Source organism: Mesorhizobium sp. W016 (assembly GCF_054719485.1).
In genome coordinates this window covers 6237321-6250392 of the sequence record NZ_JBTTIF010000002.1, presented here as the reverse complement: position 1 = coordinate 6250392, position 13072 = coordinate 6237321, and the positions used below count along the sequence as shown (strand labels likewise).

13 protein-coding genes are annotated in these 13072 nt (G+C 63.3%); 5 read left to right on the top strand and 8 right to left on the bottom strand.

The window, feature by feature from the left end; genetic code table 11:
- Positions 1–256: 256 nt before the first annotated feature.
- From ACYG9V_RS30570 to ACYG9V_RS30540, 7 genes are all read right to left on the bottom strand, one after another.
- Complete coding sequence (locus ACYG9V_RS30570) at positions 257–1273, bottom strand: zinc-binding alcohol dehydrogenase family protein (RefSeq protein ID WP_352546174.1); 1017 nt, start codon at positions 1271–1273, stop codon at positions 257–259.
- 73 nt (positions 1274–1346) lie between these two features.
- A complete protein-coding gene (locus tag ACYG9V_RS30565) occupies positions 1347–2312 on the bottom strand; it encodes an ABC transporter permease (RefSeq protein ID WP_023669818.1) in 966 nt (321 codons plus the stop codon).
- Positions 2313–2347: 35 nt separating this feature from the next.
- Positions 2348–3871 carry a sugar ABC transporter ATP-binding protein gene (locus tag ACYG9V_RS30560; protein WP_023828310.1) on the bottom strand — a complete coding sequence of 508 codons (1524 nt, stop codon included), beginning with the start codon at positions 3869–3871 and terminating at the stop codon, positions 2348–2350.
- Between the two features lie 147 nt (positions 3872–4018).
- Positions 4019–5011: an ABC transporter substrate-binding protein gene (locus ACYG9V_RS30555; RefSeq protein WP_023686618.1), complete on the bottom strand. Its 993-nt coding sequence runs from the start codon at positions 5009–5011 to the stop codon at positions 4019–4021.
- Positions 5012–5023: 12 nt separating this feature from the next.
- Positions 5024–5239, bottom strand: a complete 216-nt coding sequence (locus ACYG9V_RS30550; RefSeq protein WP_352543192.1) for a hypothetical protein — start codon at positions 5237–5239, stop codon at positions 5024–5026.
- A gap of 73 nt (positions 5240–5312) precedes the next feature.
- Positions 5313–6311 carry an aldo/keto reductase gene (locus ACYG9V_RS30545; RefSeq protein WP_023686616.1) on the bottom strand — a complete coding sequence of 333 codons (999 nt, stop codon included), beginning with the start codon at positions 6309–6311 and terminating at the stop codon, positions 5313–5315.
- A 52-nt stretch (positions 6312–6363) separates the two neighbouring features.
- A complete protein-coding gene (locus ACYG9V_RS30540) occupies positions 6364–7869 on the bottom strand; it encodes a UxaA family hydrolase (protein ID WP_023728563.1) in 1506 nt (501 codons plus the stop codon).
- A 257-nt stretch (positions 7870–8126) separates the two neighbouring features.
- Between ACYG9V_RS30540 and ACYG9V_RS30535 the strand changes: the two genes are divergently transcribed.
- The 5 genes from ACYG9V_RS30535 (at position 8127) to ACYG9V_RS30515 (ending at position 12479) form a co-directional block, all read left to right on the top strand.
- The gene (locus ACYG9V_RS30535) at positions 8127–9029 is read left to right on the top strand and encodes a GntR family transcriptional regulator (RefSeq protein ID WP_023815733.1); all 903 of its coding nucleotides are present in this window, start codon (positions 8127–8129) and stop codon (positions 9027–9029) included.
- Between the two features lie 211 nt (positions 9030–9240).
- Positions 9241–9597: a DUF2946 family protein gene (locus tag ACYG9V_RS30530; RefSeq protein ID WP_023686614.1), complete on the top strand. Its 357-nt coding sequence runs from the start codon at positions 9241–9243 to the stop codon at positions 9595–9597.
- A gap of 105 nt (positions 9598–9702) precedes the next feature.
- Positions 9703–10242, top strand: coding sequence for a copper chaperone PCu(A)C (locus ACYG9V_RS30525; protein WP_023815734.1), 540 nt, complete (start codon positions 9703–9705; stop codon positions 10240–10242).
- A gap of 39 nt (positions 10243–10281) precedes the next feature.
- On the top strand, positions 10282–10800 hold the full coding sequence (locus ACYG9V_RS30520) for a YcnI family copper-binding membrane protein (protein WP_023686612.1): 519 nt from the start codon (positions 10282–10284) through the stop codon (positions 10798–10800).
- A gap of 53 nt (positions 10801–10853) precedes the next feature.
- On the top strand, positions 10854–12479 hold the full coding sequence (locus ACYG9V_RS30515) for a copper resistance CopC/CopD family protein (RefSeq protein ID WP_031209150.1): 1626 nt from the start codon (positions 10854–10856) through the stop codon (positions 12477–12479).
- 25 nt (positions 12480–12504) lie between these two features.
- Here the strand turns inward: ACYG9V_RS30515 and ACYG9V_RS30510 are convergent, their stop codons facing one another.
- Positions 12505–12942 carry a VOC family protein gene (locus ACYG9V_RS30510; protein WP_023700136.1) on the bottom strand — a complete coding sequence of 146 codons (438 nt, stop codon included), beginning with the start codon at positions 12940–12942 and terminating at the stop codon, positions 12505–12507.
- Positions 12943–13072 lie beyond the last annotated feature (130 nt).

Below are 13072 nucleotides of genomic sequence, written 5' to 3'. Positions count from 1 at the left end.
ACGCGGAGACTCGAGGACCCATGCCGCGACTGTCGCGCGCCGCAGCGGTGCAGGTAGGAGATGCGAATGGACGCCTCTTTTTGCACCGCTGGATTCTAGCGCAGACGTCACCGAATGAAACCTCGGGTCTGCGCCGCGTCGCTTCGCTCCTTGCTCCGCCCGTGGATGAGGAAGCGACGGGCCTTTTCGCAAATCGCCGAGGTATGCGATCTGCCTTAACTCGGCACTTATCGCTCCACCAAATTTTTCGGATGTCTTACCCCACCTCGATCACAGCCTTGATCAACCCCGATTTCTCATGCGCCCAGCGGGCGAGATCATCCGGCGTGCCGGCCAGCGTGGTGCGGTGGGTGACGAGTTTTGCCAGCGGCACGGCGCCGTTGCGGATCGAGGCGGCGACGTGGTCGAAATCGACTTTCAGCGCGTTGCGGCTGCCGATCAATGTCATTTCCCGCTTGTGGAATTCCGGGTCGGAAAAGACGATGTCGTCCTTGACGACACTGACCAGCACGAGCGTGCCACCATGCGCGACATGTGCGAAGGCCGACTGCACCGAGGCGGTGTTGCCGGTGGCGTCGAAGACGATGTCGAACCCTTCGCCGCCGGTTGCCTCGCGCACCAGTTCGGCTGCCGCTTTTTGTGAGGCGTCGAGCGTGGCGAAGCCGAGTTCGCCTTTTGCAAAATCCAGCCGCTCCGTGCTCATGTCGAGCAGGCTGACATCGAGCCCGGCGATGCGCGCAAACAGCGCTGCGCCAAGGCCGATCGGCCCGGCGCCGATGACCAGCGTGCGGGCGCCTGGTTCGGCGCGAGCGCGCCGCACGGCATGCGCGCCGATGGCGAGGAATTCCACCGCCGCCGCATCGGCCAGCGACAAGCCGTTTGCCGGATAAAGATTCTGCGCCGGCACCAGGATCTGCTCGGCCATGGCGCCGTCGCGATGGACGCCAAGCACTTCGATCCTGACGCAGCAATTCGGCTTGCCGTGCCGGCAGGCGATGCATTTTCCGCAAGCGAGATAGGGATTGATGATGACGGGCTCGCCCACGGCAAGGTCGACATCTTCGCCGGTCTCGACGACGGTGCCCGACACTTCATGGCCCATGATGCGGGGATAGGCAAGGAACGGGTGCTTGCCTTCGAAGATGTGGTAGTCGGTGCCGCAGATGCCGACATGGCTGACGGCGACCAGCGCCCAGCCGGCAGGCGGCGCTCCTGGCGCCGGCCGGTCTTCCAGGACAAGCTCGCCGGGCGAGCGGCAGACAACAGCTTTCATTCGGCAATTCCAGTGTTTCTCAAAAAGGCGCCGGTCCGTTGTTAAGCAGGCCGGCGCAGAAGGTCAGGGAGAATTACTTGCCGCGACGGCGCAGCCCGTCGAAATAGACGATGATTATGATCAGCGCGCCGGTGATGATGCGCTGCCAGAACGAGTTGACGTTGAGCAGATTGGCGCCGTTGTTGATGGTGGCCAGGATGAAGGCGCCGAGCAGTGGGCCATGCACCGAGCCGACGGCGCCGAACAGCGAGGTGCCGCCGATCACCGATGAGGCGATCGCCTGCAACTCCCAACCTTCCGCCTGGGTCGGGTTGCCGATGCCGATGCGCGCCGCCAGCAGCACGCCGACGAAGGCCGCGCATAGGCCCGACAGCGTGTAGGCCATGTAGATGGTGCGCTGGACATTGACGCCCGAGAGGCGCGAGGCCTCGGCATTGGATCCCACAGAGAAGAGATAGCGGCCCCAGCGGCTGTGGTGCAGGAAGATGTAGGCCGGGATACCGACCAGGATCACCATCCAGAACAGATTGGGGATGCCGACAAAGGAACTGCGCGAGAACGCGGTGAAGCTGTCGCTGTTGATGTTGATCGAATTGCCGTTGGTCATCAACAGGCCGATGCCGCGCAACGAGGTCAGCGTCGCCAGCGTGATGATGAAGGGCGGCAGGCCCATCTTGACGATGCCGAAGCCATGGAACAGGCCGATGGCAACGCCGACCAGCAGCGTCACCAGAATGGCGACCCAGATCGGGAAGCCGGCATTGATCATCATGGCGACAATGACGGTGGCGAAGCCGACCACGGCGCCGACCGAGAGGTCGATGCCGCCGGTGATGATGACGAAGGTCTGGCCGACCGCCATGATGGCGATCATCGAGCCCTGCCGCAAAAGATTGGCGATGTTGTTGGAGGACGCGAAGCTCGGCGTCGCCACCGACAGCACGATCCAGAGCAGAACCAGCAACGCCAGAAGCGTCAGCCCGAACAGGACGTTGTAGTTCCGTTTCGGTTTTTCGATCGCGGCGGTTTCGATGCTCATGGTTCCTCCCGTTTCTTCTTGTCTGGACGGCGTTTTCAGCCGATCGCCTGCGTCAGCACGTCTTCATGGCTGGCGGCGCGAAAACCGTGGCTGGCGACCAGTTTGCCGCGCCGGAACACGTGCAGCGTATCGGCGAGCTCGTAAACCTCGGGCAGATAGGACGAGATCAGGATGATGCCGGCGCCCTTGGACAACAGTTCCCCGAACAGGCGGTAGATCTCGGCCTTGGTGCCGACATCGACGCCGACGGTCGGCTCGTCGAAGATGAACAGCTTGGCGCCATGCGCCAGCCATTTGCCGATGACGATCTTCTGCTGGTTGCCGCCGGACAGGCTGGAGGCCAGGGCGCCGCGCGTCGGCGTTTTGATGCGGAGGCCGGCGATCTGGCGATCGGCCTCGGCCTTTTCCTTCGCACCGGAGATCAGCATGTTGCTGGAGATGCGCTTGTAGATCGGCAGGTTGAGGTTGAGGCCGACCGGCAGGTTCAGGCACAGGCCCTGGTCGCGGCGGCTTTCCGGCGCCAGCGCCATGCCGAGCTTGATCGCGTCGTGCTCGGAATTGATGTGGACCGGCTTGCCTTGCCAAAGGACCTGTCCGGCCGACTTCTTGTGGCGGCCATAGAGCGTGGTGACGAACTCGCTCCGCCCGGCGCCGATCAGGCCATAGAGCCCGACGATCTCGCCGGCGCGCACCGTCATCGAGACGTCTTCGAAACCCTTGCCCGACAGGTTTTTCGCTTCAACGATCACGGCACCGGGGGTGAAATGCTCCTTATGGTAGACTTGCTCGATCGAGCGGTTGATCATCATCTTGACCAGCTCGGCGTCATTGGTCTCGGCAATGTTGCGGGTGCCGACCAGCGTGCCGTCGCGCAGCACCGAGACGCGATCGGCGAGTTCGAACACCTCTTCCATGCGATGGCTGATGTAGATGATGGTGACGCCTTCGCCCTTGAGCCTGCGGATCAGCGTGAACAGCTGGTCGGCTTCCTTGCGGGTGAGATAGGCGGTCGGCTCGTCGAAGATCAGGAATTTGGTGCCGCGCACGGTGGCGCGGGCGGCGGCGATCAGCTGCTGCTGGCCGATGGTGAGGTCACCCAGCATGACATGCGCCGGCAGGTCGAAGCCGAGACCGTCGATGATCTTCTGCGCTTCCTTGACCATGGCGCGCTGCTGCAGGATGCCGAAGCGCGAATTCTCCTCGCCGAGGAACATGTTGGCGGCGACGGTGAGATGGCGACAGAGCACGACCTCCTGATGCACGGCGTTGATGCCCAGCGCCATTGCCTCGTGCGGGGTTGCCAGCGCTGCCGGCTTGCCCTCCCAGATGACATCGCCGGAGGTGCGCGGCATGACGCCGGTCAGAAGCTTGATCAAGGTGGATTTGCCGGCGCCGTTCTCGCCGACGATGGCGTGGATCTCACCTGCCTTGAAGGCAAGGTGAACGGGCTTCAGCGCATGCGTGCCGGGATAGCGCTTTTCCAGCCCGTGCAGTTCGAGGATCGTCCTGCCGGGCGCTAGCGTTGGGGCCGGGTGCAGTTCCTGCGCCATGGGCGTCATGACAATCCTCCCAGATTGGCCTTACGATTGGCACGTCGCGATGCAGTCAAGCCGCATCGTCGAGGTGATTCAAGCCGGTGGATATTCAAGCTTGTATCCGGTGTTTCCGGGGCGCGAGGCCCCGGAAAGGATTTTTGGTCGACGGGCTCAGAGCTTCGGGTTGAGCAGGGCGTCGATCTTGGGGTCTTTCATGTTTGCCTTGGTCACCAGGTTGGCGCCTGTGTCGACATTGGCCTCGACCTTCTCGCCCTTCGAGGCGGCGAGCGCGGTCTTGATGCCGTCATAGCCCATCCGGTACGGATCCTGGACGACGAGCGCGGAAATGACGCCGTCATTGAGGAACTTGATCAGCTTCTCGTCGCTGTCGAAGCCGACCAGCGCCAGCTTGCCGCCAAGGTTGTTCTCGGCGACTGCCTGACCGACGCCCTGCGCCATGATCAGGTTGGACGCGAAGATGCCCTTGAGGTTCGGGTTGGCGGTGATCAGGTCGGTGGCGATGTTGAGACCGGTCGTTGCCTGGCCGTCGGCATATTTGTCGGCGACGAGCTTCAGCCCCGGATATTTCGCGGCCAGCTGCTCGGTGAAGCCCTGCTTGCGCTGCTCCAGCGAACCGGCGCCCGGCGCGTTGGTGATCAGGGCGACGTCGCCCTCGATCTTGCCGCCATTGGCTTCGCCGATGGCTGCTGCAAGACCGTCAGCGGCGACGCGACCGCCCTGCACATTGTCGGTGGTCAGGAACGAGGTGAACGCCTTGGAGTCGGCGCCGGAGTCGATGCCGATGACCTTGACCTTGCTGGCCGCTTCATCGATGGGCTTGCCGAGCGCCTTGAATTCGGTCGGCGCGATGACGATCGCGGCCGGGTTGCCGGCGACGGCATTCTCGAGGATCGAAACCTGGCCGTTGACGTCGGTTTCAGCCTGGGCGCCGAGTTCGGGTACGTTGACGCCGAGATCCTTGCCGGCCTTGCGGGCGCCGGCCAGGACGATCTGCCAGTAGAAGGACGTGGTGTCCTTGACGATGATCGGAATGGTCACGTCCGCCGCCGAAGCCGGCGCCGTCTGCAGCGTGCCGGCAAGCATCGAGGCGGCAGCAAGTGCCATCAGTGAGCGGCGGTTGAGAATGCTGGTCACGAATTTCATTAGGAATCCTCCCTAGATCGCCCGGTGAAGGTTGCGGAAGCTCCATTTGGATAGGCGCGGCCCAAAAGGAACTTTATCAATAAAAAACAGTTGCCGCTTTTTGATAGTGCATCGGTCCGGCCGACGCAAGCGGTGTTTCATATCGGCCTGCGCATGGCTCGGCGGGGAAACCTCCCTGCCGATCCTCAGTGCCACGTCCAGACGCTCCCGATCCTCCTTGATCATCATGGAATATTAATTCCACCGTCGAGTCAATATGGAATATTCATTCCTTCTTGAGAGCCGTGATCGTGGCGTTTCGTCAGCCGAGCTCCTGAACGATGGTGTAGGGAGTGTAGCGGGCGAATTCCGCTTGCGGCACCTGGACGTTGAACAGGTCGAGGTTGCGCGTCAGGTTGGCGGGCTTGGCCGTTCCGGTCAGCACGCTGGCCACGACAGGCTCCTGCAGCGGAAACTGCAATGCAGCCGCCGCCAGCGGATATCCGCCCTCATCAGCGATTTTCTCCATCGCCCCAACACGCTCGAGTATGTCCTGCGTCGCCGGCAGATAATCGAAATGCGCGCCGTGCACCGGCCCGGTCGCCAGGATGCCGGAGTTGAAAACGCCGCCGATGATGAGCGAAGTCTGTCGCTCACGACACAGCGGCAGCAACTCGGCTTCAGCCGAGCGGTCGAGCAGCGAATAGCGGCTGGCCAGCAGGATGCAGTCGAGCGGCGCTTCGCACAGCACGTCGAGGCAGATCTGCACCTCGTTGACGCCGAGCCCATAGGCGGAAATCACGCCGGACGTTTTAAGCTCTTCCAGCGCCTTCAAGCCGCCGTCGATCAGCTGGCGAAAGTGCAGCTTCGTCTTCTCGACGCCATGTGTGTAGGTGCCGATGTCGTGCACAAACAGGATGTCTATCCGGTTCAGCCCGAGCCGGGCATAGGAGAACTCGACCGAGCGCATGATGCCGTCATAGGAGTAGTCGTAGTCGAGCGCGAAGGGCAGCGGGTCGACATAGGAATGATCGGGAACCTGGTCTTCCGGCACCGGGCGGAACAACCGTCCGACCTTGGTCGACAGCACATAGGAATCCCGCGGCTTGTAGCGCAGGAAATCGCCGGTCCGCCGTTCCGACAGGCCGAAGCCATAGAAGGGCGCGGTGTCGAAATAGCGCAGGCCGGCATCCCAGGCTGTCTGCAGCGTCTCCATCGCCGCTTCGCGCGGACACGCCCGGTAGAGCCCGCCGATCGCCGCCCCGCCGAAGCTTATCTCGGTTACCTCGAGCGCAGTCGTGCCGATGCGGCGTTTGTCCATCCACAGCCTCCCCTTGTGAGCCGTCTTTGCAGCCCGCTTTTTTCGTCGGTGGTTAGAGCGTCGCGCCGAGGTGCCACGGCACGAACTCGTTGTCGCCGTAGCCGAACGCCTCGCTCTTGGTCTTGCGGCCCGATGCCGTCTCGACGATGAGTTCGAAGAGTTCCCGGCCCATGCCGGCGATGGTCTTCTCACCCGAAGCGATGACGCCGCAATTGACGTCCATGTCCTCTTCCATCTGGTGGTACATGGTCGAGTTGGTGGCGACCTTGATCGACGGCGTGGGCCGGCAGCCGAAGCAGGAGCCGCGGCCGGTGGTGAAGACGATGATGTTGGCGCCGCCCGCCACCTGACCGGTCGCCGAGACCGGGTCGTAACCGGGCGTGTCCATGAACACCAGGCCACTGCCGGTGACCTTTTCGGCATAACCGAAGACGCCGTTGAGCGGAGTCTGGCCGCCTTTGGCCACGGCGCCCAGCGACTTTTCCAGGATGGTGGTCAGACCGCCGCGCTTGTTGCCGGGCGAGGGGTTGTTGTCGATCGAGGCGCCGTGCTTGGCGACATGGTCCTCCCACCATTTGACGAAACCGTCGAGCTTCTTGGCGATCTCCGGCGTTGCCGCGCGATAGGCGAGCAGATGTTCGGCGCCATAGATCTCCGTCGTCTCCGACAGGATGCCGATGCCGCCGACGCCGGCCAGGATGTCGACCGCCGCTCCCAGCGCGGGATTGGCGGTGATGCCCGACATGCCGTCGGAACCGCCGCATTGCAGGCCGACGACGATCTCCGAGACCGGGATCGGCTCGCGCTGATACTGGCCGACTTCCTCGGCGATTTCGGCGAGCACGCCCATCGCCTTTGCGACCGATTTGCGCGAACCGCCGGCGTCCTGGATGTTGAAATGGCGTTTTCCCGCCGCCGCACCCTTCTGGCCGTAAAGGGTGAGCTGGTTGACCTCGCAGCCGAGGCCGACCATCAACGCGCCGCCGAAATTCGGATGGCGGGTGTAACCGGCGAGCGTGCGGTGCAGCACCATCATGCCGTCGCCGGTGCCGCTCATGCCGCAGCCCTGGCCATGGACGATCGGGACGAAGCCGTCGATCCCCGGATATTTCGGCAACAGCACGCGGTTGGCCTCGTCGGCAATGGCGTGGCAGACGGTGGCCGAGCAATTGACGCTGGCGATGATGCCGATGAAGTTGCGCGTGCCGGCACGGCCATCGGCGCGACGATAGCCCATGAATGTCCGGGCGCGGTCAGCTTCGGTGGCATGCTCCGCTTCGCTCGGCGGCACGACCGGCAGACGGCCGGACTCGAAGACCAGATTGTGCGAATGGACGTGGTCGCCGGGCGCGATGTCCTGGGTGGCGCGGCCGATGGCCTGGGCATACTTGACCACCGCCTCGCCGGCGGCGATAGGCTTGATCGCCACCTTGTGGCCGGGCTCGATCAAGGCCGTGGCGACGGCGCCGCCGGGCAGAGGGGTGCCGATCTCGATGCGGCCATTGGCGACCGCGACATTGTCGGCGGGGGACAGAAGAATGCTGTTCGAGGCGTTCACGGGCAGTTTCCTGGGTCTGTTCCTGGGGATGCGCGGATTGACACGCGTCTGTTTACATATAATGTCTTTTATCGTGAAAAAACATTTGTGCGTCAATTGTTTTTTCAGGAGGAGACCATGCGTCCGATGGACGCTTGGCTTGTGGGGAGCGGCGTCTGACACGCAGAGCGTTTTGCTTTGCCGGGTGAGCGCCAGGACATATGTGATATCGCGCTTCAAGCCAGCCACAGCAAGCGCCGGCGCGCAACGGGGCAGGGATGTCGAAGAGCAACAACGTCTACAAGGACGCTTACAACAGGGGTCTGCGGCTGCTCGATGAAACGCAGAGCCTGCCGTCGGAGCCGGAACTGGGCACTTTGCTCGGCGTCAGCCGGACCACCGTGCGCACCATTCTGGCGCGCATGGAAGAGACCGGGCTGATCGCGTGGAACAAACGCAGCAAGACAGTGCTCAGGGCGCCGAAGCCGGATGATTTCTTCCCCGAGGAGGAGACAGACACACTGGCCCAGATCATCGAGCGGTCGTTTATGCGCAGATTGCTGGCTGGCGGCGCCGAGGCCGGCATGCAGATCAACGAGCTCGAACTGGCGCGCGAGATCGGCGTCGGCACCACCAGCGTGCGCGAGTTCCTCATCCGCTTCTCCCGCTTCGGCCTGATCGAGAAGCGGCGCAACAGCCACTGGGTGCTGAAGGGGTTTACGCGAGCCTTCGCGCTCGAACTCACTGAAATCCGCGAGATGTTCGAGATACGCTCGGCGGCGGCCTTTGCCGCCTTGCCTGGGGATAGTCCGGTCTGGGCGGATCTCGACCGGCTGGAAGACGAGCACCGGCTTCTGGCCAGCGAAATCGCCATCCGCTTCAACGAATTCTCGGAGCTAGACGAGCGCTTCCACCGGCTGATCCACCGGGCGTCGCACAACCGCTTCATCGTCGATTTCTACGACGTCATCGCCATGATCTTTCACTACCACTACCAGTGGAACAAGGCGCAGGAGCGCGAGCGCAACGAAGTCGCGGTGAGCGAGCATCTCGCCTACATCGCGGCGCTGAAATCGCGCGATCTCGGCAAGGTCGACGCCGCCTGCCGCAAGCATCTGAAGTCGGCACGCCACACGCTGTTGACGTCGATCCCGGAAATCGGCGGCCGCCCGGCTTCCTGAGCGCGACGTCCGAAGGGACGTTATGCGCACAAGATCTCTGCCTCATGCCGTTATCCCAAACCGCTGCGCACTTTTGTGCGACATGGATCGAACGCGCCGCGTTGCCGCAGCGATGATTTGGCGATTTTCCGCCGACATGCCGCGTGCTAGATATCCACGCGTTGCTGCGTGAAGAGGCAGGTCTTTGGACTTCCGGCGTAAGAGATGGAGCATGACGGCCGCCTTTGTCGCGGCCTGTGTGCTGCTGCTCCAGTCGACGCTCGGCGTGCTTGCTTTCGGCATTGCGCCGGATGCCTCGCAACTCGACGCTTTCGGCAACGTCATCTGCAGCCATGATGGGGCGGTCCAGCTTCCCGGCGGCGATCCGCACCAGCAGCATATGCCCGCGTGCTGCATGCTCGGCTGCAGCATGGCCTCCGTCGCCTATGCGCCGCCAGCAGGCGTCGGCGTGGCGCCGGTGAGCCTGTCTTTTGAAACAGTCGCGTTTCTCCCGCCGGCAGTCAGGCATCCCGACGTCACGCGTGAGCGCTCTCCGGCCAATCCGCGCGCGCCGCCGCTTGCGGGCTGAAAAACCGCCGCTCGCTTCGCGTAACCTGCGCAGGCGATAATCATCCAATGATAAACACGTTCGCAGCCGGACAAAGGCGCGACCTCATATTCATGGAGCCTACCCATGTTCCTTTTTCTTCGTGCCGGCGCGTTGCGCCGCAGTGCCCCTTTCTCCATCACTATCGAGCAGCGTCTCGGCAGCGCCCTCTTCGCCTTTGCACTGTTGTTCGCCGGCCCCCATTCCGTCCTTGCGCATGAGTTCAAGGCCGGTGACATCGAGATCGAGCATCCCTGGTCGCGCGCCACGCCGGCCGGCGCCAAGGTTGCCGGCGGCTATTTCACCATCGTCAACAAGGGCAGCGCAGCGGACCGGCTGCTGTCGATTTCCTCCGACATTTCGGGGAAGGCCGAACTTCATGAAATGGGGGTGAAGGATGGCGTCATGACCATGCGCCCGGTCAGTGGCGGCCTGGACATTCCGGCGGGCGGCAAGATCACGCTGGGTCCCGGCGCCTACCACGTGATGTTCATGGATTTGAAGCAGCCCCCTAAAGAAGGCCAGATGTTTGCCGCTAAGCTGACTTTCGAGAGGGCCGGAACCGTGACCGTCGAGTTTGCCGTGCAAGCCATAGGCAGCGCGCCACCCCTGGAAGACAACGACTGACCAATTATTGCCAATCAATTTTTTCGAGAGGGACCCATCATGAACAAGCATCATTTGCCGGCCGCTGCATTCCTCGTCCTGGGGACAAGTGCCGCCTTCGCCCATATCACGCTCGAAACACAGGAGGTTGCGGTCGGTTCGACCTACAAGGCCGTGCTGCGCGTGCCGCATGGCTGCGACGGCAAGGCGACGATTGCCGTGCGCGTGCAGATCCCGGAAGGGGTGATCGGGGTGAAGCCGATGCCCAAGCCCGGCTGGACGCTGCAGGTCAAGAAAGGCAAGTACGAGAAATCCTACCAGCTCTATGGCGAGGCGGTGACCTCGGGCGTCAAGGAAGTCGACTGGAGCGGCGGCAGCCTGCCGGATGAATTTTATGACGAGTTCGTCTTCCGCGGCACGTTGGCCGCCGATCTGCCGGCCGGGCAAAAACTCTATTTTCCGGTGGTGCAGGAATGCGATGGGGCCACCACGCGTTGGATAGAGATTCCGGCGGCTGGTCAGGATGAGGATGCGCTGGAAGATCCGGCGCCCGGCCTCAACCTGCTGCCGAAGAAATGATGCATTGGCGGCGCGCTGCTTCGAAGCGGCGCGCCACTGTTTTGGTGGATGGCATGAACGTGGCCTGTTTTCAGCGGATAGAACGGACAGCCGGCAGGTGCTTCGGCCTGCTGGCCGCGATCCTGCTGCTTGCCGTCCTTGCCACGCCAAACCAGGCCTTTGCCCATGCGGCGCTGATCAAGGCCGAGCCTGCCGACGGCGCGGTTCTGGAGCGAGCGCCGACGCAATTTTCGCTGACCTTCAGCGAGCCTGTGTCGCCGCTGGTGCTGACCTTGGTGCGGCCCGACGGTACGCCTGTCGCTTTGACCTCGTTTCGGTTGAGCGACCAAACGGTTGAGATCGACAATCCACAAAAGCTCGGGCCGGGCACCCATGTCTTGAGCTGGCGGGTGATTTCCGCCGATGGCCATCCGGTCGGCGGCTCGGTGCTGTTTTCCGTTGGCGCGCCAAGTGCGGCGCCGGCGGTGGGGGAAGCTGTCGATATAGATTTGCGGTCAGCGATCTGGACCGGCAAGGTTCTTCTCTACATCGGGCTTTTCCTCGGCATTGGCGGCGCCTTCGCGCTGACATGGCTGGCGCAAGGCCAGCGCTCAGGCCAGCGCTTCGTCATTGCCGCCATCCTGTGCGGGCTGGTCGCAGCACCCCTGTCGCTCGGGTTCCAGGGGCTGGACGCGCTGGGCGCGCCACTCGCCCGGCTGGCGCAACCGGTGGTCTGGCGGACGGCGCTTGGCACCAGCTTCGGCTGGACGGTGCTGATTTCGCTGGCGGCGCTCGGGCTTGGCCTGCTGTCGTTGGTCGGATCGCGTGCTGGCGCCAGGCCGTTGGCGCTCGCCGGGCTGGCCGGTGTGGGTGCAGCCCTTGCCGCCAGCGGCCATGCCAGTGCAGCCGAACCGCAATGGCTGACGCGGCCTATGGTGTTCCTGCATGGCGCCGGCATCGCTTTCTGGGCTGGAGCATTGCTGCCGCTCGGCCTGGCGTTGAGCAGCCAATCGGTGGAAACCGGGGCGTTCCTGCGGCGGTTTTCGCGCGCGATCATGCCCGTGGTGGTAGTGCTTGCCGCCGCCGGTGTGGTGCTCGCCATCATCCAGGTGCAGACACCGGCGGCACTGGTCAACACCGCCTATGGCCGGCTGCTGCTGATCAAGCTGGCGCTGCTGGTGTTTCTGTTCACGCTGGCGGCGGTCAATCGATGGCGGCTCACCGCCTTGGCCGAGGCCGGAGCGACGGAAGTGCGGCGACGGCTTAGCCGCTCGATCTCAGTCGAAATGCTGATCGTGCTCCTGATCTTCGGCGTTGCCGCCGGCTGGCGCTTCACGCCGCCGCCACGGGCCCTGGCAATCGCCGCGGCACAACCGACGTCGACCCATATCCACACTATGAAGGCGATGGCCGACATCGACATCACGCCCGGCCATACCGGGGAGGTCACCGCCTCCATCGTCATCATGGATGGCGATTTCGGCCCGCTCGACGCCAAGGAAGTGACGCTGGTGCTGTCCAAGCCCGATTCGGGGATCGAGCCGATCAAGCGTCCGGCGACCAAGCCAGGCGACGGCACCTGGCGGGTCGATAATCTCGTCATTCCGATTCCAGGCCGCTGGACGGCGCGGCTCGATGTTCTGGTTTCGGATTTCGAAGTGATAAAGATCGAAGCGCCGATCGATATCCGCGCCGAGTGATATTCAGCCCGCCCGCGAAGGACGCTCAGCCGAGTTCCTGGGCTAACCCGATGAGATGCCCTTCCGGCCCGCGGATGTAGCAGAGCCGATACACGTCCTCGTAACGGACGACTTCACCGACCAGCTGCGCGCCACGCTTGCGGAGCCTTTCAAGCGTGTCGTCGATGTCGTCCACGGTAAACATGACGCGCAGGTAGCCCAAGGCATTGACCGGGGCGTTGCGGTGATCGGCAACGACAGGCGGCGTGAGGAAGCGGGAGAGCTCGAGCCGGCCATGACCGTCCGGTGTGCGCATCATGGCAATCTCGACGTGCTGATCGCCGAGCCCGGTGACACGTCCGGCCCACTCGCCTTCGATCGTCGCCCGCCCTTCCAGTTCGAGGCCGAGCTCGCGAAAGAAAGCAACTGTCTCGTCGAGGTCCTCGACGACGATTCCGACATTGTCCATCCGTTTGACTGCCATGTGTCCAACCTATCGCCATATGTTCGATCGGCAAGGCGTCGCCTGGTCACCAACTGACCCTTCCTGACTCGGTCTGACACAACGCAGACGCAACACAATTCGGCGAGGCGGTTGACGTGGCGCGAAAGGC

Excerpts from the sequence above, each read along its gene's own strand:
- ACYG9V_RS30570 (WP_352546174.1), bottom strand. The coding sequence starts at position 1,273 with ATGAAAGCTGTTGTCTGCCGCTCGCCCGGCGAGCTTGTCCTGGAAGAC.
- ACYG9V_RS30565 (WP_023669818.1), bottom strand. The coding sequence starts at position 2,312 with ATGAGCATCGAAACCGCCGCGATCGAAAAACCGAAACGGAACTACAAC.
- ACYG9V_RS30560 (WP_023828310.1), bottom strand. The coding sequence starts at position 3,871 with ATGACGCCCATGGCGCAGGAACTGCACCCGGCCCCAACGCTAGCGCCC.
- ACYG9V_RS30555 (WP_023686618.1), bottom strand. The coding sequence starts at position 5,011 with ATGAAATTCGTGACCAGCATTCTCAACCGCCGCTCACTGATGGCACTT.
- ACYG9V_RS30550 (WP_352543192.1), bottom strand. The coding sequence starts at position 5,239 with ATGATGATCAAGGAGGATCGGGAGCGTCTGGACGTGGCACTGAGGATC.
- ACYG9V_RS30545 (WP_023686616.1), bottom strand. The coding sequence starts at position 6,311 with ATGGACAAACGCCGCATCGGCACGACTGCGCTCGAGGTAACCGAGATA.
- ACYG9V_RS30535 (WP_023815733.1), top strand. The coding sequence starts at position 8,127 with ATGTCGAAGAGCAACAACGTCTACAAGGACGCTTACAACAGGGGTCTG.
- ACYG9V_RS30530 (WP_023686614.1), top strand. The coding sequence starts at position 9,241 with ATGACGGCCGCCTTTGTCGCGGCCTGTGTGCTGCTGCTCCAGTCGACG.
- ACYG9V_RS30525 (WP_023815734.1), top strand. The coding sequence starts at position 9,703 with ATGTTCCTTTTTCTTCGTGCCGGCGCGTTGCGCCGCAGTGCCCCTTTC.
- ACYG9V_RS30520 (WP_023686612.1), top strand. The coding sequence starts at position 10,282 with ATGAACAAGCATCATTTGCCGGCCGCTGCATTCCTCGTCCTGGGGACA.
- ACYG9V_RS30515 (WP_031209150.1), top strand. The coding sequence starts at position 10,854 with ATGAACGTGGCCTGTTTTCAGCGGATAGAACGGACAGCCGGCAGGTGC.
- ACYG9V_RS30510 (WP_023700136.1), bottom strand. The coding sequence starts at position 12,942 with ATGGCAGTCAAACGGATGGACAATGTCGGAATCGTCGTCGAGGACCTC.